This is a genomic window from Aquabacterium sp. CECT 9606, assembly GCF_918741295.1.
In the GTDB taxonomy this organism is placed as follows: Bacteria; Pseudomonadota; Gammaproteobacteria; order Burkholderiales; family Burkholderiaceae_C; genus Aquabacterium.
On the sequence record NZ_CAKKNB010000002.1, the window covers coordinates 241,969 to 264,374 of the forward strand.

The following is a 22,406-nucleotide window of genomic DNA, read 5'->3' on the forward strand; positions in this document are numbered from 1 at the left end:
GGCCTGATCCGCGGCGGGTTTGTCGAGGTCACCATCGAGTCCCTCGACCTGCCGCCGGCCTCCACCGAAGATGCCTACCTGCGTCTGCACCTTTTAGGTCACCATCGAGTCCCTCGACTTGCCGCCGGCCTCCACCGAAGATGCCTACCTGCGTCTGCACCTTTTGTCAGAACGGGCGGTGCTGCCCAACGCGGTCAACCTGGAGGGCCTGTTCGGCTGGCTGCCCATCGTGGCCTGGACCTCGGCCGGCCCCGTCCTGCCTGCCAAGGTGGAGGCACTGCGCGATCTGCTGGCCGCCGAGTTCCACCACCTCACCGTGCCTTGCGTGGACCGCTTTCCGCGCATGACGGATTACGTGGTGCCCCGCGGCGTGCGCATCGCCGATGCCGACCGGGTGCGGCTGGGCGCGCATCTGGCCGAAGGGACCACGGTCATGCACGAAGGCTTCGTCAACTTCAACGCGGGCACTTTGGGCGAGTCGATGGTGGAAGGTCGGGTCACGCCGGGCGTTGTCGTGGGCAAGAACTCGGACATCGGGGCCGGCGCCTCGATCATGGGCACGCTGTCGGGTGGTGGCAAGCAAAGAAATGCCGTCGGTGAACGCAGCCTGCTGGGCGCCAACGCGGGGATCGGCATTTCGCTGGGCGACGACTGCATCGTCGAAGCCGGGCTGTATGTCACCGCCGGCACCAAGGTGAAGCTGCCTGACGGCCAGGTGGTGTCGGCCCGGGCGCTGTCCGGCCAGCCCGGGCTTTTGTTCCGCCGCAACAGCCAGACCGGCGCCGTGGAAGTGCTGCCGACCGGTGCGGGACGCTGGGGCGGCCTCAACGCTGCTTTGCATGTCAACACTTGAAACTTGGGGCCAAGCCATGTCGAATCCGGGTTGCGACGTTCGTCGTGTCGATGTCCCCATCGCCACATTGCAACCAGGAGAGAGACCATGACTTCAACATCCACCGTCAAGCCCATCCCCGATGGCATGCACTCGCTGACGCCGCACCTCGTTTGTGCCGGCGCCACCGAGGCCATCGATTTCTACAAAAAGGCCTTCAACGCGATTGAGCTGACCCGCCTGGCGGGGCCCGACGGCAAACTCATGCACGCTGCCCTGCGCATCGGCGACTCGGTGCTGATGCTGGTCGACGAGTCGCCGCAGTGGGGCTCGCTTGGCCCCAAGGCCCTGAAGGGCTCGCCCGTTTATCTTCACCTGTACGTGCAGGATGTGGACGCCAGTCTGACACAGGCCGTGGCTGCGGGTGCCAAGCTCACCATGCCGGCGGCCGACATGTTCTGGGGTGACCGCTATGGGCAGTTGGAAGACCCTTTCGGCCACAAGTGGTCCGTCGCCACGCACACCCGTGATCTGACGCCTGATGAGATCAAGGAGGGGATGGCCAAGATGGGTGGGTGCTGAGGCGCGCAATAGGCGGCTTGGCCGCTTTGCGCCGCGTGGTTTTGCCTTGGGCGCAAGTTTTGGCACACTGCTTGCACGGTATAACGCACCATGCAAGCCGACCTCAATGCCCCTTTGCCCATCGTCCTGGTCCCCGCCTGCCAAAAGCCGGTGGGGGCGCTCACTTGTTACACCGCCGGCCAGAAGTACGTCGAAGCAGTGCGCCTGGCGGGCTGTGTGCCGCTGGTTGTGCCCGGCGCCAGCCCCGATGAGCTGGACACGCTGCTGTCAATCGCCGATGGCATCTTGCTGACCGGCTCGCCCTCCAACGTGCACCCCAGCCACTTCGGCGAAGACGTGCACGACCCCTCCCTGCCGCTCGACCCCGAACGCGACACCTGGACCTTGCCCATCGTGCGCCGCGCTGTGGCCATGGGCCTGCCGCTGCTGGGCATCTGCCGGGGCTTCCAGGAAGTGAACGTGGCCCTGGGGGGCTCGCTGCACCAGGCCGTGCACGAACAGCCTGGTTTGAGCGACCACCGCAGTGACGACACCTTGCCGCTGGACGAGGAATACGGCTTTGCCCACACCGCGCAATTGGTGCCCGGCGGATTTTTGGACCAGGCACTGCGCGGCCTGCCCGCCAGCATCCTCAGCGAGCAAGGCGAGTTCCAGGTCAACAGCCTGCATGGCCAGGGCGTGAACCGCCTGGCCCCCCAGCTCCGCGTTGAAGCCCGTGCCCCGGATGGCGTGGTCGAGGCCGTGAGCGTGGCCGACCCGGTTCACCCCGGCGCCTTCAGCCTGTGCCTGCAATGGCACCCAGAATGGAAGGCCGCCGACAACCCGGTGTCGATGCGGATCTTTGAAGCTTTTGGCCAAGCCTGCCGGGCGTGGCATGCTGGCAAGCAGAAACCATGAACATGAAGGGACGCAATGCAATCCAAGGTACCCAGCAGCTTCAGCGAGCTGGAGCAATGGCTCAACCAGCGCCACGTCACTGAGATCGAATGCCTGGTGCCCGACTTGACGGGCGTGGCGCGCGGCAAGATCCTGCCGCGCGAAAAATTCACCGAAGACCGGGGCATGCGTCTGCCCGAGGCCATCGTCGCCATCGGTGTGACCGGTGAGTTCCCGGCCGAGGGTCCGTACTACGACGTCATCACCCCCACCGACCGGGACATGCACCTGCAGCCCGATCCCAGCACGGTGCGCATCGTGCCCTGGGCCACCGACCCCACCGCGCAGGTCATCCACGATTGCTTTGACCGCGATGGCGTGCTGATTCCCTATGCGCCGCGCTCGGTGCTCAAGCGCGTGTGCCAGTTGTTCGACGACGAAGGCTGGTCGCCCGTGGTGGCGCCCGAACTCGAGTTCTATTTGATCGAACGCAGCATCGACCCCAACCAGCCCTTGCGCCCGCCCCGTGGCCGCAGCGGGCGCGCCGAAACCTCGCGCCAAGCCTATTCGATTGACGCGGTGAACGAATTCGATCCACTCTTCGAAGACATCTACGACTACTGCAAGAAGATGGAGCTGAACGTGGACACCCTGATCCACGAAGTCGGCGCCGGGCAGATGGAGATCAACTTCTTCCACGACCACCCATTGGGCCTGGCCGACGAGGTGTTCTTCTTCAAGCGCACCATCCGCGAGGCCGCCTTGCGCCACGAGATGTACGCCACCTTCATGGCCAAGCCCATGGCCAACGAGCCCGGCAGTTCCATGCACGTGCACCAAAGCGTGGTCAGCAAAGAGACCGGCCGCAACATCTTCAGCAACGAAGATGGCACGCCCTCCAAAGAGTTCTACTGGTACATCGGTGGCTTGCAGCGTTACGTGCCGGCGGCCATGGGCCTGTTCGCGCCCTACGTCAACTCCTACCGCCGCCTGGCCCGCGCCACGGCCGCGCCCATCAACACGCAATGGGGGGTGGACAACCGCACCGTGGGCTTCCGCGCGCCCTTGGCCACGCCAGCCGCACGCCGCATCGAGAACCGTGTGATCGGTGCTGATGCCAATCCTTATGTCGCGCTGGCCGCCACGCTGGCTTGCGGTTACCTGGGCATCAAGAACAAGATCGAGCCTTCGGCCGAATGCCGGGGCGATGCCTACCTGGGCGACTTCCAACTGCCCCGCAGCCTGGGCGAAGCGCTGGGCTTGCTGCGCGAGCAATCCGACCTGCACGATGTGCTGGGCAAGTCCTTCATCACGGTCTACACCGAGATCAAGGAAGTGGAGTACACCGAGTTCATGAAGGTGATCTCACCCTGGGAGCGCGAGCACCTGCTGCTTCACGTCTGAAACAAGAGACCACCATGCCTCACACCCGCACCACCGCCGAGTGGCAGGCCGCCGACGCCGCCCACTTCCTGCACCCCTTCACCGACTTCAAGGCCCTGGCGGCCAAGGGCTCGCGCATCATCACCAAGGCCGAAGGCATCTACCTGTGGGACAGTGACGGCCACAAGATCTTTGACGCCATGAGCGGTCTGTGGTGCGTGAACGTGGGCTACGGCCAGCGCGCCCTGATCGACGCGGCCACGCGTCAGCTGGAAACACTGCCCTTCTACAACGCCTTCTTCCAGACTGCCACGCCACCGGCCATCGCGCTGGCCGAGAAGATCGCCAGCCTCAGCCCCCCGGGCTTCGAGCACGTGTTCTTCACCGGCTCTGGCTCGGAGGGCAATGACACCATCGTGCGCATGGTGCGGCGTTACTGGGACCTGCTGGGCCAGCCCGAACGCAGCGTCATCATCAGCCGGCAGAACGCATACCACGGCTCGACCATGGCCGGGGCTTCGCTGGGCGGCATGCCCGACATGCACACGCAAGGCGGCCTGCCCATCCCGGGCATCGTGCACATCGACCAGCCCTACATGGTCGAGCACGCCAAGCCCGGTGAAAGCCGCGACGACTTCGGCCTGCGCGCGGCCTCGTGGCTTGAAGCAAAGATCCTGGAAGTGGGCGCCGACAAAGTCGCGGCCTTCATCGGCGAGCCCATCCAGGGTGCGGGCGGCGTCATCATCCCCCCCGACACCTACTGGCCCGAGATTCAGCGCATCTGCGACAAGCACGGCATCCTGCTGGTGTCCGACGAGGTCATCTGCGGTTTCGGCCGCACTGGTGAATGGTTCGGCTGCGAGCGCCTGGGTTACAAGCCCGACCTCATCACTTTCGCCAAAGGCATCACCTCGGGCTACATCCCCTTGGGTGGCGTGCTCGTGGGCGAGCGCGTGGCGCGCGTGCTGATCGACCAGGGCGGCGACTTCAACCACGGCTACACCTACAGCGGCCACCCCGTGGCCTGCGCCGTGGCTTTGGCAAATTTGCAACTGATCGAAGACTTACAACTCGTTGAGCGGGTGCGGGACGAAACCGGCCCCTATCTTGCGAAACAATACGCGGCATTGGCCGACCATCCCCTGGTGGGCGAGGCCGAGACCTGCGGTTTGATGGCGGCCATTCGCCTGGTCAAGACCAAGGCCTCTGGCACGCAAGCTGCTGTGCCTTTCGGGCCCGAGGTGAGCGCGGGCATGGCGTGCCGGGGGCATTGTTTTGCCAACGGCTTGATCATGCGCGCCGTGGGTGACCGCATGATCATCGCGCCACCATTGGTGCTGACGTGTGAGCAGATTGACGAGATGATGGTCTTGATCCGGCGCTGCCTGGACCTGACCTGGACCGACTTAAAGGGAGAGTGACAACATGACCTGTTCCTGGAAGCGCCTGAGCGCGCTGAGCTGCGCCGTGCTGGCCGCGATGACCGTGACCACGGGCGCCCGCGCCGAGGAAGAGAAGATCCTCAACGTCTACAACTGGTCCAACTACATCGCGCCCGACACCATCGCCAACTTCGAGAAGGAATTCGGCATCAAGGTGCGCTACGACAACTTCGACAGCAACGAAGTGGTGCACGCCAAGCTGGTGGCCGGCAAGACGGGCTACGACGTGGTCATGCCATCGTCTTACTGGGCCAAGATGCAGGCCGATGGCGGCTTGCTGCAAAAGCTCGACAAATCCAAACTGCCCAACCTGAAGAACCTCGATCCGCAGTTCCAGGCGCAACTGGCCAAGCTCGACCCGGGCAACCAGTACATGGCCGACTGGTTGTGGGGCTTCACCACCGTGGGCATCAACGTCGACAAGGTGAAGGCCGCGCTGGGCGGCATGCCCATGCCCGACAACGCCTGGGACCTGGTCTTCAAGCCCGAGTACATCAGCAAGCTCAAGAGCTGTGGCGTCTCCATCCTTGATGCCGCCAGCGAAGTGATTCCCGCCTCGCTGCACTACATGGGCAAGCCCGCCTACAGCAAGAACATCGCCGACTACCAGGCCGTGGGCCCCATGCTCAAGGCCATCCGCCCTTACGTGACCTTGTTCAGCTCGTCCGGCTACATCAACGACATGGCCAATGGCTCGATCTGCCTGGCGCTGGGCTGGTCGGGTGACATGAACATCGCCCGGGCCCGCGCCATCGAAGGCAAGACCGGCCAGAACATCCAGACCCTGATCCCCAAGATCGGCGGCGTGGTGTTCATGGACACCATGGTGATCCCGGTCGATGCACCACACCCCGACAACGCCCACAAGTTCATCAACTACATCATGCGGCCCGAGGTGCATGCGGGGCTGACCAACAAGGTCTTCTACGCCAACCCCAACCTGGCTTCGCGCAAGCTGCTCAAGCCCGAGGTGGCCAATGACCCGGCGGTCTTCCCCTCCGAGTCGGACATGAAGAAGATGGCCATGCCCGAGGCCATCAACAACGATCTGCGTCGCCAGATGACGCGCATCTACACCTCCTTCAAGACCGGCCTGTGACGGCGTTCCTGAGCATCCAGGAAGTCGTCAAGGACTTCGGCGCCAGCGCGGGCGGCGCGGCGTTCAGGGCGGTGGACCATGTCAGCCTGGAGATCGCGCAGGGCGAGATCTTCGCTTTGCTGGGCTCCAGTGGCTGCGGCAAATCCACGCTGCTGCGCATGCTGGCGGGCTTTGAAACACCCACGTCTGGCCGCATCCTGTTGAAGGGCCAGGATCTGGTCAAGCTGCCGCCGCATGAACGGCCGTTGAACATGATGTTCCAGTCCTACGCGCTGTTCCCGCACCTCACGGTATGGGACAACATCGCTTTTGGCCTGAAGCGCGAAGGCCTGCCCAAGGCCCGGATCGCCGAGCGGGTCGAGGCCATGCTCAAGCTGGTGCAACTGGGCAAGCTGGCGCAGCGCAAGCCGCACCAGTTGTCGGGTGGGCAGCAGCAGCGCGTGGCCCTGGCCCGCAGCCTGGCGCGCCAACCCACCTTGCTGTTGCTGGATGAGCCCCTGGGTGCTCTGGACAAGAAGCTGCGCGAGGAAACCCAGATCGAATTGGTGCACATCCTCAAGTCGGTCGGCGTGACCTGCGTGATGGTGACCCACGACCAGGAAGAGGCCATGACCATGGCCAGCCGCATCGCTGTGATGAGCGAAGGCCGCATCCTGCAGGTGGGCGAGCCGCGCGATCTGTATGAAAACCCCGCCACGCGTTTCGTGGCCGACTTCATCGGCAACATCAACGTGTTGGACGGCAACGTGGCCGTGCGCCCTGAAAAAATCCGTGTGTCGCGCCACCTGCCGGCCGAGCAGCCAGCGGGGCCCCTCAACCGGGTGCAGGGCTGCGTGCGTGACATCGCCTACTTTGGCAGCTACACCGTCTACCACCTGCAGCTGCCCAGCGGCCAGACCTTGAAGGTGAGCCAAAGCAACACCGAGCGCCACCCCGATGAGGCGGCTCTGCGCGAGGGCGACCAGGCCTGGGCCTGGTGGTCGTCCTCCGCCCAAGTGGTGCTGGCGCCATAAGGCCGCGCATGAAGTGGCTGGACCGCACCATCATTGGCATCCCCTTCGTGTGGCTGCTGCTGTTCTTCATGCTGCCGTTTTTGATCGTGCTGAAGATCAGCGTGTCCGACATGGACATGGCCGGCCAACTGAGCGGCTTCAAGCTGTCCAACTATGCCTTCCTGGCGCAGGACGCGCTGTACGTCAAAACCTACCTGGCCAGCCTGAAGTACGCGGCCATCACCACGGGCGTTTGCCTGTTGCTGGGCTACCCCTTTGCCTACTTCATGGCGCGGGCCGAGAAGAGCGTGCAACCGGCTTTGCTGCTGATGGTGATGCTGCCCTTCTGGACGTCTTTCCTGTTGCGGGTGTACGCCTGGAAGGGCTTGTTGGCCGAGGGCGGCTGGGTGGCGCAGGTGCTCAACGCCTTGCACGTGGACCAGCTGCTGATGGCCTTCGGGGTGACCGGCGGTCCGGGCCAGTACTTGAATTCGGCCTTCTCGCTGGTGTTGGGCATGGTCTACGCCTACCTGCCCTTCATGATCCTGCCTCTGTATGCCAACCTGTCCAAGCAGGATGGCCGCCTGCTGGAAGCCGCCCACGACCTGGGCGCCTCGCCTTGGGTGGCGTTCTGGAAGGTGACCGTGCCCTTGTCGCGCCCCGGCATCCTGGCCGGGTCGATGCTGGTGTTCATCCCTTGTGTGGGCGAGTACGTGGTGCCCGAGTTGCTGGGTGGCCCGCAAACATTGATGATCGGCCGCGTGCTGTGGGACGAGTTCTTCGCCAACAACGACTGGCCCATGGCCTCCAGCGTGGCCGTGGTGATGGTGCTGTTGATCCTGGTGCCGCTGGCGCTGTTCAGCAAGGCCAGGGCCGACGCGCAAGGGCCTCGATCATGAGCGGCGGTACCTGGTTGTCGCGGGGTTGGCTGGCGGCGGTCTTCGCGTTTTTGTACCTGCCCATCGTGGCCTTGGTCACCTATTCCTTCAACGATTCGCCCTTGCCCACGGTGTGGGGTGGCGCCACGGTGAAGTGGTTCCACGAACTGGCGAACGACCGCGAGATCCTGGAAGGCTTGTGGCTGTCCTTGCGCATCGCCTTCATGAGTGCCACGGCCGCTGTGGTGCTGGGCACCCTGGCCGCGCTGGCCCTGGTGCGCTACCAGCGCTTCCTCGGCCGCACCTTAATGGTGGGCATGGTCAACGCGCCCTTGGTGATGCCGCAGGTCATCGTCGGCTTGTCGCTGCTGCTGATGCTGGTGTCGATCCAGCGCTGGCTGGGCGTTCCCGAGCGGGGCATGGGCACCATCTGGGCGGGCCACCTGCTGGTGGGCATGGCTTATGCCACGGTGGTGATCCAGGCGCGACTGCAGGGCCTGAACCCTCAGCTGGAAGAAGCCGCGCTGGACCTGGGCGCACGGCCATCGCAAGTCTTCTACCTGGTGACCCTGCCCATGATCTCGCAAGCCTTGCTGTCGGCCTGGCTGCTCACCTTCACCCTGTCGCTGGACGACGTGGTGCTGGCGGCCTTCCTGTCGGGGCCGGGCTCCACCACCTTGCCCCTGGTGATTTTTTCGCGCGCCAAGCTGGGGGTCGATCCCAGCGTGAACGCCGTGGCCACCGTGGTGATCGTCGTGGTGTCGCTGGCCGTGATCGGCGGCAGTTATGCCCTGGCCCGCACCGAGCGCCGCCGCGCCCGCGAGGTCGCACAAGCGGCCCGGTCCTGATCCTGAATTTCAACGAACACAACACCCATCTTTCAAGGAGGTTTTGACCATGATCCGCTCCACACGCCTGGCCTTGCTGCCCGTGGCCCTGGCCGTCTGCCTGGCCTTTCCCACGGTGGCCCGCGCCGGGGTCAACGAAGACATCCTCAACGAGTTGAAGGCGCTCAAATCGCGCGTGGCCGAGCTGGAGAAGAAGCTCGAAGCGCAAGACGCCAAGATCGCCGAAACCCCGCAGGGCATGACGGTGGAGCAGCAGCAGGACTTCAACCGCATTGCCGTCAAGACCGAGGCCATGGAAGACGCGCGCGATGCACTGGGTCTGAAGAACCTGAAGATCAGCGGCTACATGGACCCGACCTTCATCTACAACCAGCGCCAGGACCGGGCCGGCTTCCAGTTCCTGAACCGGGTCGACACCGCCAATGGTGGTGACGGCTACAACTACGACAACTCCTACTTCGGCGCGGCCGTCATCGACTTCACCAAAGAGACCGACGGCGGCTCGCGTTGGCGCCTGACCCTGGCGCCCAACCGCGGCGTGGGCTCCGTGTTCGATGGCAACTCGCCCATCCACGAGGCCTCGGTCTCCATCCCCTTGACCGACTTGCAAACGCGCCTGATCGCGGGCCAGATCCCCGATTGGTCGGGCTATGAGTACCTGCAGCCCACGCTGAACAAGTTGATCACGCACAACCTGCTGTTTGACTTCACGCTGCCCACGGCCTACACCGGCGCCGGATTGGAAGTGACGCGCGGCAAGTGGCTGACCAAGGTGATGCTGGCCAATGTGAACGCGAGCAAGCGTGGCGCCAGCGAGACCTCGCCCGGCGTGGCCTACCGCGTGGACTACGCCAAAGGGGAGTTCCAGGGCTTTGGTTTTGCGGGGGTGCATGGCAAGGCGGCCAATTTCACTGAGAACGTTCTGGACATCAATGGTGACCCGGTCGCACAACGCGATTCGCGCATTGACTTGTTCGAGCTGGATGCCTACTTCATCCGTGGCGATTGGACTGTGCAGGGCCAGTGGAGCATCGGGCGGCAAGCCAAGGCCGCGATCAGCCCCGATCCAGTCAGCGGCGACTTGCGTGCTTCTCAATGGTGGGGGCTGTCGGCCCTGGCAGCCTACAAGTTCGAGCCGCGCCTGGAAGGCACGGTGCGCGCCGACTTCATCAACAACCGCAAGAATGGTGGCGGCTTGCTGGGCTACACGGCCAATGATGACCGAAATGGTTTGGGTGTGGCAGACACCAACGCTGATGGTGTGATCGATGTGTTGGACGACACCGAACACGGCGTCAACCGCAGCGCCCTCACCTTCGGCCTGAGCTACCTCTACAACCTGAACACGACCTTCAAGTTCGAGTACCGCTTCGACCACGCCAGCGGCCCTGTCTTCCTGGACGCCAAGGACGGCAGCTACAAGAAGAACAACCAGCTGATCGGTGCGTCGGTGCTGGTCAGCTTCTAAACGCGCCAACTCTCTTGGTCAGGGGGTACGGGCGGATTGACCCTGCTGACCACAGGTTGTAGGGTGGCGATTCGATAAAAGCAGGGAAGGATCATGATGCGGCACCACGCCCGGATCGGCCTTGCTTGCTTGATGAATAGCATTCAAAACCTTTGATTTAGGGATCCCTCATGAACCAACCATTCAAGCTTCAGTGGATCGCGCTGGCCGCCATGGCCTTGACGCAATCTCTGGCGCATGCCGCAATCCCAGGAGATTTGTACACGGCGTCGGCATCTTTGGGTGGCATCACCTATCGGCTTGTCGACCTGACACCAGATGATGGCGAAACGCCCTGGATCCAGCTCAACCTTGGGGCTGGGTCTGGCGGGCAAGGGGGCGCCTTCATCCCCAATGGTCACGTAACGGATGGCTTCTACCTGGGCTATCCGGCCAGCACTTCATACAGCGGCGGGCTGTTCCCGGCCCAGCCCATGAGCACTCAATCTGCGGACGGGATGGCCACGGCAGGGGCCAACCCAGACGGCTTGCAGTTGGGCGTTCGGGCGTCGGCGGACGATTGGCACCTCAATAACCAGGGGTACACGGCGTTCATGGGCAACCAAAGTGCAGCTCAGGCGGGTGACCTTGCTGCGCGCGCTCGCGGTGGTCTCGGTGTTGACTACGTCTTCGATCCGGTGAGGCAACAGATCATTGTGAAGGTGCTTGACCAGGGCTCCACTTACGACTTCACCGTGTCGGCTAACACGATGGTGATCGCGGAAGCCACCATGGGATACCAGGCTGACATCGACCATGCGGCGGTGGCAGCCCTGGGCAGTGATCCTCGCGGCATGGATGTGGCGATCAGCGCAGATTCCACGCTGTTGCTGGCATGGTCCCACCCTTTGGTGGATTTGAACGATTCGGCCTGGGACTCTTTTCAAGATGCCGCCGATGCTGTGTCGGCGGCTAACCCTTTTGACTACGGCATGAGCAGCCAATCGAAAATCGATGGTTCGGGCAGCAAGGTGGTCAGCGTCACGCTGAAGAACACAACGTCCAATGCGCTGCAAGGCTCAGTGGCGCTGAGTCTGGAGCTGTACGCAGCTCTTTTTGTGCCAACCACGGAGACCGGCGGTGGTGGCGGCGTGCCCTCGATTCCCGAGCCTGGCACCTATTTGCTGATGGGCCTGGGCCTGGTCGGCCTGGCCTGGGCCCGTCGTCGCCACCAAGTCTGATCCTGCGAAGGGCGTTCAGCCCTTCAGCCAGGCTGTCAATGGCGCCCACTGCTCCAGGTCTTTCTCGACCTTGGCGGGCGCCACGTCGAACAGAGTCAGTCCATGCGCAGCCAGGTGGGCGTAGTTTTGCGTGTCACGCAGCAAGGTCAGCACCGGCACGTCCAGCGTGGCCAGGAACTCGCGCAGGTGCTCGGTGGCCTTGGTGTGCTCCTTGATGCGGTTGCCCACCACCGCCAGTTGCACCTTGTCGGAGCGGCGGCCCTTGTGCAGCTTGGCGATGAAATCGCGGGTGGGGTAGATGTCGAACACGCTGGCCTGCAGCGGGATGATGACCTTGTCGGCGATCTTCATCACGGCGTCGAGCTGCTTGCCGTGCATGCCCGCCGGCGTGTCCAGTACCACGTGGGTGACGCCTTTGGGGGGCTTGGCCACAAACTGCTCGTCCACCTCCCAGGCCTCGATCCTGGGAACGTTGGTGGGTCGCAACTGCAGCCAAAGCCGGGATGACTGCTGCCGGTCGATGTCACCCAGCAGAACGCTGTGACCTTGCTGGGCCAGGTGGCCCGCGATGTTGCTGGACAGGGTGGATTTGCCCACGCCGCCCTTCGGGTTGGCGACAACGATCACTGGCATTGCAAGGCCTTCATTGGAGTTGGCGATGGAAAGCATTGTGGCCTGAATGTGGGCTAGAGTGGGGACCACCTTGATTGCGGAGGCAGCGCATGACGACACCGACCGACACCGCTTCGCTTGTGGCTTCACCGTGGCACCGGCGCGCCATGGACATCACGCCGGATGGGCGCGCCCTCGTCAACGGGCAGCGCGTGGCCGCCGTCACAGGTGAGACCTTCGAATGCCGATCACCCATCGACGGACGGCTGCTGGCCCAGGTCAGCCGGGGGCAGGCGGTCGACATCGATCTGGCCGTGGCCGCCGCGCGACGCAGCTTCGACAGCGGGGCGTGGTCGCGCCAGGCTCCGGCGGTGCGCAAGCGCGTGCTGCAACGCTTCGCCGAACTCATCTTGCACAACCGGGACGAACTCGCCCTGCTGGAAACCCTGGACATGGGCAAGCCCATCCAGGCCAGCCTGGAGGCCGACGTGCCGGGTGCAGCGCGCTGCATCGCCTGGTATGCCGAAGCCATCGACAAGGTCTATGACGAGATCGCGCCCACGCCGGCCAACGCGCTGGCCCTGATCCAGCGCGAGCCGGTGGGCGTGGTGGGCGCGATCGTGCCGTGGAACTACCCCATGCTGATGTCGGCCTGGAAGCTCGGGCCCGCCTTGGCCACGGGCAACAGCGTGGTCCTCAAACCTTCTGAGAAATCACCCCTGACCGCCATGCGCCTGGCCGAACTGGCCTTGCAGGCCGGCCTGCCCGAAGGTGTGTTCAACGTGGTGCCCGGCTATGGACACGAGGCGGGCGAGGCGCTGGCCCTGCACATGGACGTCGACGCCTTGGGCTTCACGGGCTCGACGCGGGTGGGCCGCAAGATGCTGGAATACTCGGGCCGCAGCAACCTCAAGCGCGTGTTCAACGAGCTGGGGGGCAAGTCGGCCTTCATCGTGTTCGACGATTTTGACGACCTGGACCGCGCCGCGCAGGCCGTGGCCGGCTCGGTGTTCTACAACCAGGGTGAATCCTGCAATGCACCCACGCGCCTGCTGGTGCACGAATCCATCGCCGATGTGCTGGTGGCGGCGGTGACGGGCCAGACCACGCGGTTTCAGCCGGGTGATCCCCTGTCGCCCAGCACCACCATGGGTGCCTTGGTGGACGAGGCGCAGATGCAGTCCGTGCTGGGCCACATCGCCTCGGGTCAAGCGCAAGGGGCCGATTGCGTGATCGGCGGGCACCGTGCACGCGAAGCCTCGGGCGGCTACTTCGTCGAGCCCACCATTTTTGACCACGTGCGCAACGACATGAAGATCGCGCAGGAAGAAATCTTCGGCCCGGTACTGAGTGTGATCCGTTTCAAGAGCGAGGCCGAGGCGGTGGCCCTGGCCAATGATTCGAGCTACGGCTTGCAGGCCAGCGTGTGGAGCCAGCACCTGGACCGGGCCCACCGCGTGGCGCGCGATCTGCGGGCGGGCACCGTGCACGTCAACCAGTATGACGAGGACGACATCACGGTGCCGTTTGGTGGCGTCAAGCAGTCTGGCAATGGGCGCGACAAATCGCTGCACGCGCTGGACAAGTACACCGATCTGAAGACGACCTGGATCCGGCTGGAGCGCTGAATAAAAAATGCGCTCCCCCGCCATCAGGCGGGGGGCGCAATTCTTACCTCCCTACATTTCTTTTGAAAATCACTGAATGACGATGTCCTTCAGGATTTCAGAGCCGTTCTTGCACAGGTTGATGCCCGTGACCTTCACGCTCTTGCCCGTGGTGTAGGCGGCCAGCAGCAGCTGCAGCGTGGTGGGGTGGGCGCCGTCAAGCGTGGTGAACCAGATGTTGGCCGTGGTGCTGGTGGCGCAGCTGGCGGCCGCGCCCGAAGTGGGGGTGATCTTGACGTAGAAGTCCTGGTTGTCGCCCAGGCCGGTGGTGGCGATGGAGGTGACCTTGCCGGTCATCACGGCGGCGTTGGCGGCGGTGGCGGACAGGGCCGCAATCAGGGCGACGAGGATGGAGAGTTTTTTCATGGTTTGACTTGAATGGATAGGTTGATCAGGACCTCGAAAAAGCAGTTGAATACAACGGGACCCCTGCATCTCTTGGTATTTGTTGGCAATTAAGTTACTATTATGTAGTAACTGATATGAATGTATGTGGCAACGCATTTGCGTGTCAATGGTTGAAAAATGCCTTCCCCCCTGTTCAAGGGGTGGCCGTGGCGCCCCGCTTGGATGGGGTGTTGCTGTTAAGCCAGGGTAAAATGCAGCCCACTCCATGGGCGAATGGTGCGATGACGTGGCAATGAAGCGTTATACAAGTGGTAACACTTCTGTGCCCAGCTGCCAACTTGTGACCCTTCCTCAGACGAGATGCCATGACTCAGATCACCGTGATGATTGCCGACGACCACCCTCTGATCGTGGAGGGACTGACGAGCGTGTTGGCGCGTCATGACCTGAATGTGGTCGGGTCGGCCAAAGAGGCCTCGGCCGTGGTGGATGCCCTGGCAAGCTTGCATCCCGATGTGCTGGTGCTGGACCTGCGATTTGGCGACGGCGACATCGGGGGCCTGGATGTATTGCAGCAATTGCAGGATCGGGGGGCCGCAGTCAAAGTCGTGGTCTATACCCAGTTTGATCAGGATGAAGTGGTCCGAGAGGCCTACAAGCGTGGCGCCAAAGCGTTCGTGACGAAGAACATCGATCCCTCGGAACTGGCTGAAACCATCGTCAAGGTTCACCGTGGTGAAACCGTTTTCCTGCCCAGCATTGCCACTCGCCTGGCGCTGATGAGCGTTCGGGGCGATGAGTCGCCGCTGTCCAAGCTGCAGCCTCGGGAAGTCGAGGTGTTCAAGCTCATGGCGCAAGGCTTGACCAATGTCGAGATCGCGTCGCTCCTGAACCTCTCGCCCAAAACCATCAGCACCACCAGCCAGTCGATCAAGGACCACCTGGGCATTCACCGGCCTGCGGACATCACCTTGCTGGCCGTGAGGTGCGGCCTCATCGAGCCTTGATCTGTTTGTCCCATGAATCCAAAGCAGTTCCTTGGCCAGGTGATGGTGGCCACCATTGTCTTCGCCAGTTTGGCGCGGGCTCAAGAGGTTGACGCCATAGACCTGAGCGATGCCAGTTACCCCGTCGTGATCACGCCGACCCGTCTGCGCCAGTCACTGGCCGATGTACCCGCCAGCGTCACCATCATCACGGCCGACACCCTGCGCCGCCATGGCATCACCCGGATCGAAGAGGCCTTGCGCATGGTGCCGGGCATGGCGGTGTCCCAAGCCACTGGCAATGATTTTCGAATCAATTTCCATGGCACCAGTGCCACCAGCCCGCGCCGGCTGAATGTGCTGATCGATGGCGTCTCGGCGTACATGCCGGCGTTTTCGCAAGTGCCCTGGAGCTTGCTTCCGGTGGCCCTGGAGGACGTGGAAAGGATCGAAGTGATCCGTGGCCCTGATTCGTCCGCCTATGGCCCCAACTCCATGACGGCGGTGGTCAACATCCTGACCAAGCATCCCAAGGATGTCGAGCGGGGGCTGGTGGCCATGTCGGCGGGTGCTCACAGCATGCTGGATGGCACCGTGCGTCTGGCCACCAACGTGGGCGCGACCAGCCTGAGGGCCACGGTCAGTTCACGCCATGATCATGGCTACGACAGCAGCACGAGCTATGGTGCCGGTCGCGATGGCACCAGCATCAACCAACTCAACCTGCGCGCCCAGCATGAGTTGGGCGGCGGGTCATCGCTGGATGTGCAGGCCGCTTACGTTGGGGGCAAGATCGAGGATGGCGTGGTCGATCCATTCCAGGTCAGCCCGCCCGACCAGGTGATCAACCGTTCGGTGCTCAGCGGGCGTTGGACCAAGTCCTTGTCAGCCGTTCACGAAATTCAGGTGAATGCTTCTCACGCCACCACCTCGGCCAGGCAACGCTGGACGTCCTGTTGGCCGCAAGCCGCTTATTGGCCCGAAGTGCGCGAACTTTTCCAATCCAACCCTGAACTCGTCAACCGGGTGTTGGCGGGGCAGCCGCCCACTGGTGGGTCAGCGCGCGACAACGAACTCCTGGGCCAGATTGTTCTGCGCCTTCTTGGTCAGGGGGGGCTGGCCTCCAGCCTGGCCATGACGACCTGCGGATCAGTCAATCAGGACGGGTGGGAGTCCCGCACCCAGATTGAGGTTCAGGATACGTTCGTCATGTCCGATCAGCTGCGGTTTGTCGGCGGGGCGGGCTTGCGCCATCAACGCGCCAGCAGTGAAACCTACTTTGGTGGCAGCGTCAGCAACAATGTTCAGTGGGTCTTCGGGCATGCTGAATACCGACCTGTGGATTGGTTGACCACGAACGTTGGTGGCTATGGCGAATCGAACTCGCTGAGCGGCAGCACTTTCTCGCCCAGGCTGGCCGTCAATGTACGGTTGTCCGACCATCAGACGGTGCGGGCGGTGGTGTCGAAGGGCACGCGGACACCCGATCTTTTTGAAGAGCGTGCCAACTGGAGCTACACCGTCAGGGATTTGAGTGTCCCGATCGATGGGTCCACCACCGGGCATTTGTTCACCGCCGTCAAGGCCCGGTCCGACCTGTCCAGTGAACAGATCTGGTCACATGAGCTCGGCTACCTGCTCATGCTTCCGCGCATCGGTCTGAGCCTGGATGCGCGGGTGTTCGACGATCACCTGAGCAAGCTGATCTCGGAGCGGCTGACCACACTTGATTTCTCGCCAGACAACAGCGGCTCTGTGCGTTTGACAGGGGCCGAATTGCAGCTCAACTGGACGCTTTCAGATCGGTGGTCGACATGGGCCAACTACGGCTACCTGCTGAGCCGTGAGGTCAGCCACATTGAAGAGACGATGCAGTACTCGCGCCACAGTGGCGCCTTGGGGGTGAGCCTGGCCTTTTCCAAAAACTGGAGTGCGGGGGTGGCCCACTATGCGGCCAGTGGCGACGGCGTGTACCAGCTGAGGTATGGGCGCACCGACCTGACGATCGGGCATGCATTGTCGATGGGCGCACAAGCAGGCTCCCTGTCGTTGACGTTGAGCTACCTGGACGTTCCGGCGGTGAACACCTACCTGGATGCCACACGCTACTTCACCTCCAGGTACGACAGGCAACTGAGCATTCACGGTCAGGTCCGTGTAGCGTTCTGAGCGTGGTGACGACGCCGTGAAACTTGATCCCGCCCGTCGCCGATCGCTGCGCCTGTTGGCGAGGCTTGGTGCGGGACAGTGTTGGGTCGGGCCGGTGGCCCATGCGGCCGGGCCTGGCCCTTCTCGGGAATTGCGCATCATCACCAGCCCTGATGGAGCCTCGGGTGCACAGATTCTTCAGGCCTTGAGGTTGCGTTATCCCGCGTTGGTGGTGGAGGCCGATCCACTGGTGCTGGAGGCTCGCAAAGGCCCGGCCATGACCGTGTCCATCGGGCCTGCGGCTTTGCGGCGGGCTTTGGAGGCCGGTTCCAGGAATCCGCTGGTTTCGGTGTTGACCTCCAGCCAGACCTACCGGCGCCTGCTGGCCCAGGACGTGGTGAGCGACCGCAGCGGGATCACCGCCATCTATGCCGAGGCATCTCCTTTGGCGCAGCTCCAGTTGATCGCGGCGATCTTCGAGCGCCGAATCACGGTCGGTGTGCTGCTCTCGGATGCCTCTGCGTACCTTGAACGGCTATTGCGGCAGGCAGCGGCCAGCGTGGGCCTTGATTTGTTGGTGGAGCAGCTGGCGGCGTCCTCTGATGTGGCCCGCTCGCTCACGCGGTTGCGCGGCGCCCACGTGTTGCTGGCCGTGCCCGACAGCACCCTTTACACACCCGAGACGCTCAGGGTGCTGCTCGAATCGACATACCGCCGTGGCATGCCCGTGGTGGGCTTCTCATCTGCCACCGTGGTGGCCGGTACCTTGGCCACGGCCTATTGCGCGGTGGATGACGTGGTCGCGGACCTGGTCGAGTTGATCGAAGGCACGGGTGCATCGGGCTCCGCGCCCTTGCCTGAACCCCGCTTCCCGCAATACTGGCGAGTCATCGTCAACGAAAACGTGGCCCGGTCATTGGGGATGCCCATGAGCGACAAGGTTCGCCAGTTGGGCAAACAGCCACCAGGGCGGCCTCGATGATGGGCCGTGTCCTGAGCCAGTGGGGCATCGCGACCAGGTTGCTGGTCATTGCTGTGCTGCCTGCCAGCATCATGTTCGTGTCGGTGACTGCCGCGCTGTATGGCCTGGCCCAGCGTGATGTGCGCCGCGACGTTGCCGCGCGGGGGCAACTCGTCGCGATGGCTTTGGCACAAAGCAGCCAGTACGGCCTGGTGTCGGGCAACACGGCTTACCTGCGAACAACCCTGCGCCACCTGATCGAGGCGGACCCCAGCATCGCGTGCATCGCCATCACCGATGCGGTGGCCCGCCCAGTGGTGTCCGACTGCCAGGGCGACATGCCCGGCGAGACCGAGTCGTTCGAGGTGCCAATCCGCATCGAGTCGCTGCCGGAGGTTGACCAATTCGAGTCCATCCCCACGCCGCCAAGGGAAGGCGCCTGGCGCAAGGTCGGTAGCGTGCGGGTCACCATGTCGCCAGCGCCCATTTTTGAATCCAAGCGCCGGGCGCTGCTGGTGGCCTTCGCCTTCGTGCTGGCGGCCGCCGTGGCGAGCTGCCTGATTGCACTTCGATTGGCCCGGCGATTGCGGGACACGCTGGGCTCCGTGATGGCGGCCTTGCGCGATGTTCGCCAGGGCCGTTTCCAGGTGAAACTGGCCACCGACCAAGAGGGTGAGTTGGGCGAGTTGCAAAGGACGATCGTGCAAATGGCCGGCACCCTGGATGCTTCGCGGCATGACCTGGAGCAGCAGGTGGCCAAACGCACGCAGCAATTGCAGGAGGCTGTGGACCTGGCCCGTCAGGCCGATGCCGAGAAGCGGCGACTCATCGTGCGCAGCAATGCCTTGGTTGAGGAGGAGCGGAGGCGCATTGCCTTGGACCTCCACGATCACCTGGGTGCGTCCCTGATCTCGGTGCGGCTGGAGGCCAGCGGCCTGGTGGCCCGGGCCCGCGCCAAGGGCGACCTGGAGATGGAGGGCGATGCCCGCAGGATCGCCACCACGGCGCAGTCACTCTACGCAAGCACCCGCGACATCGTCAAGCGCCTGCGCCCCGAAGTCATCGACACCTTGGGCCTGGCAGGCGCTGTGGAGGAGCTCGTGCGGCATGCTGACCAGGTTCACCCGGCGGCGCGCTTCACCTTCCAGGCGGACCCTGGCTTTCCCGATGTGCGCGGCGAGCTGGCCATGCCGGCCTACCGCGTGGCGCAGGAGGCGCTCAACAACATCGCCAAGCATTCGGACGCGACCATGGCCTCGGTGACCTTGAGTGCGCTGCCAGAGACGGGGCACCTGCGCATGGTGATCCATGACAATGGCCGAGGTTTTGAGCCCCAGTCGCCGCACGGCACCGGCATTGGCTTGATCGGCATGCGCGAACGCGTGGCCGCCGTGGGTGGCGAACTGCGCATCACCTCAGTGCCAGGCCAGGGCACCACCGTGTGCGTGACCTGGCCCCTGCCCGCGAAGTGATTCAGGCCGGTGCTTGCCAGTCGGTGATCAAGGTGTCGAACTGCTCCACGGGCACGGGCTTGCTGTACAGGTAGCCCTGTGCCAGCTCGCAGCCCAAGGCTTTGAGCTCATCGCGCTGCGCGCCGGTCTCCACGCCTTCGGCCACCAGCGTCATGCGCAGGCCGCGCGCCAGGCTGACGATGGCCTGCACCAGGGCGGCGCTGTCGGGGTTGGTGGTGAGTTCGCGGATGAAGGACCGGTCGATCTTGAGCACGTCCACCGGAAAGCGAGACAGATAGGACAGCGACGAGTAGCCCGTGCCAAAGTCATCAATGGCGATGCTGATGCCCATGTGGTGCAGGCGCTGCAGCGTTGAGCGCACCTCGGTGGGGTCGTTGAGCAGCAGGCTCTCGGTGATCTCCAGCTCGATCCACTCGGGCTTGCAACCGGTGGCCTCCATGGCCGCGTAGATCGTGGCCACCAGGTCGTTGTTGTAAAACTGCTTGGGCGACAGGTTCACCGCGATCTTCAAAGGCTTGGCGGCGTGCTCGTTCCACCGGTGGGTGGCCGCAAAGGCCGTGTGCAAGGCCCATTCGCTCATGCCCAGGATCAGGCCCGTGTCTTCGGCGATGCTGATGAACTGGTCAGGCGGCACCAGGCCGCGCGTGGGGTGGCGCCAGCGCATCAGGGCTTCGGCGCCCACCATCTCGCCGGTCATCAGGTCCACCTTGGGTTGGTAGAACAGCTCCAGCTCGGAGCGGACCACGGCCTTGCGCAAGTCGCTTTCAATCTTCAGGCGTTCGCGCGCGCTGCTGGTCAGTTCGGGCGAGTAGTACTGGAAGTTGTCGCGGCCGCAACGCTTGGCGTGGTGCATGGCCGCGTCCGCATGCGCGATCAACTCGGTGGCGGCCACCCCATCGAACGGGAAGACGGCGATGCCGGCGCTGGCCGTCACCATGATCTCGGTGTCGGCCAGGTGGATGGGCGCGCGGAAAGCGTTCTTCAAATGGCTCAAGGTCGCGCCCACGTCCAGCGCCTGGCGGATCTTGGGCACCACGATCGCGAACTCGTCACCGCCAATGCGCGCCACCGTGTCGTAGCCGCGCAGGTGTTGTCCCAAACGGCTGGCGATGGCTTTGAGCAAGGCATCGCCCGTGGGTTGCCCCAGTGAATCGTTGACCTTTTGGAAGTGGTCGATGCCCAGGATCACCAGGCCAAAGGTGAGCTGGTGGCGGGTCGAGTCCGAGATGGCCTGCTGCAAGGCATTGCGCAGCATGGCGCGGTTGGGCAGATGCGTCAGGGCGTCGTAGTAGGCCAGTTGGTGGGTCTGGCGCTCCAATGTCTTCAAGGCCGTGAGGTCTTGCGTCACGCCCATCACCCGCACGGGCCGGCCCTTGTCCGTGTACTCGATGCGGACCCAGCTGTGCAACTCGTTGAGCGAGCCATTGGCGCCCGTCAGACTGTGGTCGTGGTGGAACTCGGTGCGCTGCTGTTCAACGGCCTGGCGGTAGGCCTCGACCACACCACTGACCTGTCCCGCCGGGAATTGCTCGACCAGCTGGTTGAAGCTGAAGTCGGCCTCGGCCGGCAGGCCCAGCAGATCGCGGCCCACGCTGCTGATCTGCGCTTGCTTGAGCACCAGGTCCAGGCTCCAGTGGCCGATGGGGGCCATGCGCTGCGCGTCTTCCAACTGGCCTTGCGCCTCCTTGAGCGCGGAGATGTCGCGGCCAATGGTGAAGGCCCCGATCACCTCGCCTTGCGCATTGCGCGTGGGCACGATGGCCAGGTCGGCGATGCCGCGGATCATGCCGCGCTCATTGAAGTAGTAGTAGGTGTACAGGTGGCGGCCACGGCGCCCTTCGCTCATGCATTTGCGCAGTTCGGCTTCCAGTTCTCGCGCCTGCTCGCTGCTTGAATCGTCGGTGGGGCGGCGGCCCAGAAAGGCTTCGGCGGGCACACCGCTCAGGCGCAGCATGGCCGGGTTCACATAGGTGCGCCGGCACTCCAGGTCAAAGTGGGCAATGGTGTCGGGGGTGGCATCTTCCAGGGCCTTGAGGTTGCTGCCGGCTTGCAGCAGGGCCTCGCTCTGCTTGTGCTGGGTCAGGTCTTGCACCACGGCGAACAAGGTGATGGGTTCGCCATCGTCCGAGTAGCTGATCTCGCCCTGGTAGTGCAGGTGGCGGGTCTGCCCGCCATGGACCACCGAGCATTGGTACTGAAGGTGCGTGCGCCGGTGCTTGAAGGCCCCGCGCCACAGCTGGTGGATGTTGTCCCGCTCGTGCTCGGGGTGCAGGCGCAGCAGCTCGACAACCGAGGGGGCCCAGCCCGCGGGCTGGCCCAGCATCTCGCACAGGCGCGGTGACACGAAAGAAATCTGGCCCACGAAGTCGAACTCCAGGGAGCCGATGTGGGCCATGGTCTGCGCCCGGTCCCAGTGGGATTGGGCATCAAGGCGGTTCTTCGTGGTGGCGTTCAGCGAGTGCATTGGCGTGGGGCCCCTCAAGTGGATGACGCTGTGTCGAGCAATGCACCCCTTGCAACGACACTGTGGCCCCACTCATATCGGCCCGCACGAAACTGACTTGAGGGCCTGCCTGATTGCCCCATTTGATG

At 63.8% G+C, this 22,406-nt stretch carries 19 protein-coding genes; 16 read left to right on the plus strand and 3 right to left on the minus strand.

Annotated elements, in window-relative coordinates; genetic code table 11:
* The first annotated feature begins 118 nt into the window (after positions 1–118).
* The 11 genes from LQ232_RS08860 to LQ232_RS08910 all read left to right on the plus strand — a co-directional run bounded on the left by LQ232_RS08860 (position 119) and on the right by LQ232_RS08910 (position 11,620).
* Entirely contained in the window at positions 119–853 is a 735-nt protein-coding gene (locus LQ232_RS08860; protein WP_253074361.1) for a DapH/DapD/GlmU-related protein, read from the plus strand.
* 87 nt (positions 854–940) lie between these two features.
* On the plus strand, positions 941–1,414 hold the full coding sequence (locus LQ232_RS08865; protein WP_230179959.1) for a VOC family protein: 474 nt from the start codon (positions 941–943) through the stop codon (positions 1,412–1,414).
* A 90-nt stretch (positions 1,415–1,504) separates the two neighbouring features.
* Positions 1,505–2,311, plus strand: coding sequence for a gamma-glutamyl-gamma-aminobutyrate hydrolase family protein (locus LQ232_RS08870; RefSeq protein WP_230179960.1), 807 nt, complete (start codon positions 1,505–1,507; stop codon positions 2,309–2,311).
* A 15-nt stretch (positions 2,312–2,326) separates the two neighbouring features.
* Positions 2,327–3,694: a glutamine synthetase family protein gene (locus tag LQ232_RS08875; RefSeq protein ID WP_230179961.1), complete on the plus strand. Its 1,368-nt coding sequence runs from the start codon at positions 2,327–2,329 to the stop codon at positions 3,692–3,694.
* Between the two features lie 14 nt (positions 3,695–3,708).
* Complete coding sequence (locus LQ232_RS08880; protein WP_230179962.1) at positions 3,709–5,094, plus strand: aspartate aminotransferase family protein; 1,386 nt, start codon at positions 3,709–3,711, stop codon at positions 5,092–5,094.
* Positions 5,095–5,098: 4 nt separating this feature from the next.
* Complete coding sequence (locus LQ232_RS08885) at positions 5,099–6,214, plus strand: polyamine ABC transporter substrate-binding protein (protein ID WP_371820155.1); 1,116 nt, start codon at positions 5,099–5,101, stop codon at positions 6,212–6,214.
* Positions 6,211–7,227 (plus strand): ABC transporter ATP-binding protein, encoded by a 1,017-nt coding sequence (locus LQ232_RS08890; RefSeq protein ID WP_230179963.1) that lies wholly within the window; start codon positions 6,211–6,213, stop codon positions 7,225–7,227. Before LQ232_RS08885 ends, LQ232_RS08890 begins: the two co-directional genes overlap by 4 nt.
* An 8-nt stretch (positions 7,228–7,235) precedes the next feature.
* Positions 7,236–8,105: an ABC transporter permease gene (locus LQ232_RS08895; protein WP_230179964.1), complete on the plus strand. Its 870-nt coding sequence runs from the start codon at positions 7,236–7,238 to the stop codon at positions 8,103–8,105.
* Positions 8,102–8,932 (plus strand): ABC transporter permease, encoded by an 831-nt coding sequence (locus tag LQ232_RS08900; RefSeq protein WP_230179965.1) that lies wholly within the window; start codon positions 8,102–8,104, stop codon positions 8,930–8,932. Before LQ232_RS08895 ends, LQ232_RS08900 begins: the two co-directional genes overlap by 4 nt.
* Positions 8,933–8,981: 49 nt before the next feature.
* On the plus strand, positions 8,982–10,400 hold the full coding sequence (locus LQ232_RS08905; RefSeq protein ID WP_230179966.1) for a DUF3138 family protein: 1,419 nt from the start codon (positions 8,982–8,984) through the stop codon (positions 10,398–10,400).
* Between the two features lie 170 nt (positions 10,401–10,570).
* Positions 10,571–11,620 (plus strand): PEP-CTERM sorting domain-containing protein, encoded by a 1,050-nt coding sequence (locus tag LQ232_RS08910; RefSeq protein WP_230179967.1) that lies wholly within the window; start codon positions 10,571–10,573, stop codon positions 11,618–11,620.
* 15 nt (positions 11,621–11,635) lie between these two features.
* On the opposite strand, the gene LQ232_RS08915 is transcribed toward LQ232_RS08910, so the two are convergent.
* Complete coding sequence (locus tag LQ232_RS08915; RefSeq protein WP_230179968.1) at positions 11,636–12,253, minus strand: ParA family protein; 618 nt, start codon at positions 12,251–12,253, stop codon at positions 11,636–11,638.
* 89 nt (positions 12,254–12,342) lie between these two features.
* On the opposite strand from LQ232_RS08915, the gene LQ232_RS08920 reads away from it, so the two are divergent.
* Entirely contained in the window at positions 12,343–13,860 is a 1,518-nt protein-coding gene (locus tag LQ232_RS08920; protein WP_230179969.1) for an aldehyde dehydrogenase, read from the plus strand.
* A 69-nt stretch (positions 13,861–13,929) separates the two neighbouring features.
* Here the strand turns inward: LQ232_RS08920 and LQ232_RS08925 are convergent, their stop codons facing one another.
* Positions 13,930–14,265 carry a hypothetical protein gene (locus tag LQ232_RS08925; RefSeq protein ID WP_230180731.1) on the minus strand — a complete coding sequence of 112 codons (336 nt, stop codon included), beginning with the start codon at positions 14,263–14,265 and terminating at the stop codon, positions 13,930–13,932.
* A gap of 347 nt (positions 14,266–14,612) precedes the next feature.
* On the opposite strand from LQ232_RS08925, the gene LQ232_RS08930 reads away from it, so the two are divergent.
* From LQ232_RS08930 to LQ232_RS08945, 4 genes are read left to right on the plus strand one after another with little or no spacing between them, the layout of a single operon-like run.
* Positions 14,613–15,254, plus strand: a complete 642-nt coding sequence (locus tag LQ232_RS08930) for a response regulator transcription factor (RefSeq protein WP_230179970.1) — start codon at positions 14,613–14,615, stop codon at positions 15,252–15,254.
* A gap of 12 nt (positions 15,255–15,266) precedes the next feature.
* Positions 15,267–17,402, plus strand: a complete 2,136-nt coding sequence (locus LQ232_RS08935) for a TonB-dependent siderophore receptor (protein ID WP_230179971.1) — start codon at positions 15,267–15,269, stop codon at positions 17,400–17,402.
* Between the two features lie 16 nt (positions 17,403–17,418).
* On the plus strand, positions 17,419–18,363 hold the full coding sequence (locus LQ232_RS08940) for a hypothetical protein (protein WP_230179972.1): 945 nt from the start codon (positions 17,419–17,421) through the stop codon (positions 18,361–18,363).
* Positions 18,360–19,814 carry an ATP-binding protein gene (locus LQ232_RS08945; RefSeq protein WP_230179973.1) on the plus strand — a complete coding sequence of 485 codons (1,455 nt, stop codon included), beginning with the start codon at positions 18,360–18,362 and terminating at the stop codon, positions 19,812–19,814. The genes LQ232_RS08940 and LQ232_RS08945 overlap by 4 nt, the downstream gene beginning before the upstream one ends.
* 1 nt (position 19,815) lies before the next feature.
* Here LQ232_RS08945 and LQ232_RS08950 read toward each other — a convergent pair whose 3' ends face one another.
* A complete protein-coding gene (locus LQ232_RS08950; protein WP_230179974.1) occupies positions 19,816–22,278 on the minus strand; it encodes a bifunctional diguanylate cyclase/phosphodiesterase in 2,463 nt (820 codons plus the stop codon).
* Between the last annotated feature and the right edge of the window lie 128 nt (positions 22,279–22,406).

What these genes read in the sequence shown, in the direction of transcription:
- LQ232_RS08865 (WP_230179959.1), top strand. Translation starts at nt 941, where the DNA reads ATGACTTCAACATCCACCGTCAAGCCCATCCCCGATGGCATGCACTCG.
- LQ232_RS08870 (WP_230179960.1), top strand. Translation starts at nt 1,505, where the DNA reads ATGCAAGCCGACCTCAATGCCCCTTTGCCCATCGTCCTGGTCCCCGCC.
- LQ232_RS08875 (WP_230179961.1), top strand. Translation starts at nt 2,327, where the DNA reads ATGCAATCCAAGGTACCCAGCAGCTTCAGCGAGCTGGAGCAATGGCTC.
- LQ232_RS08880 (WP_230179962.1), top strand. Translation starts at nt 3,709, where the DNA reads ATGCCTCACACCCGCACCACCGCCGAGTGGCAGGCCGCCGACGCCGCC.
- LQ232_RS08885 (WP_371820155.1), top strand. Translation starts at nt 5,099, where the DNA reads ATGACCTGTTCCTGGAAGCGCCTGAGCGCGCTGAGCTGCGCCGTGCTG.
- LQ232_RS08895 (WP_230179964.1), top strand. Translation starts at nt 7,236, where the DNA reads ATGAAGTGGCTGGACCGCACCATCATTGGCATCCCCTTCGTGTGGCTG.
- LQ232_RS08900 (WP_230179965.1), top strand. Translation starts at nt 8,102, where the DNA reads ATGAGCGGCGGTACCTGGTTGTCGCGGGGTTGGCTGGCGGCGGTCTTC.
- LQ232_RS08905 (WP_230179966.1), top strand. Translation starts at nt 8,982, where the DNA reads ATGATCCGCTCCACACGCCTGGCCTTGCTGCCCGTGGCCCTGGCCGTC.
- LQ232_RS08910 (WP_230179967.1), top strand. Translation starts at nt 10,571, where the DNA reads ATGAACCAACCATTCAAGCTTCAGTGGATCGCGCTGGCCGCCATGGCC.
- LQ232_RS08915 (WP_230179968.1), bottom strand. Translation starts at nt 12,253, where the DNA reads ATGCCAGTGATCGTTGTCGCCAACCCGAAGGGCGGCGTGGGCAAATCC.
- LQ232_RS08920 (WP_230179969.1), top strand. Translation starts at nt 12,343, where the DNA reads ATGACGACACCGACCGACACCGCTTCGCTTGTGGCTTCACCGTGGCAC.
- LQ232_RS08925 (WP_230180731.1), bottom strand. Translation starts at nt 14,265, where the DNA reads ATGAAAAAACTCTCCATCCTCGTCGCCCTGATTGCGGCCCTGTCCGCC.
- LQ232_RS08930 (WP_230179970.1), top strand. Translation starts at nt 14,613, where the DNA reads ATGACTCAGATCACCGTGATGATTGCCGACGACCACCCTCTGATCGTG.
- LQ232_RS08935 (WP_230179971.1), top strand. Translation starts at nt 15,267, where the DNA reads ATGAATCCAAAGCAGTTCCTTGGCCAGGTGATGGTGGCCACCATTGTC.
- LQ232_RS08945 (WP_230179973.1), top strand. Translation starts at nt 18,360, where the DNA reads ATGATGGGCCGTGTCCTGAGCCAGTGGGGCATCGCGACCAGGTTGCTG.
- LQ232_RS08950 (WP_230179974.1), bottom strand. Translation starts at nt 22,278, where the DNA reads ATGCACTCGCTGAACGCCACCACGAAGAACCGCCTTGATGCCCAATCC.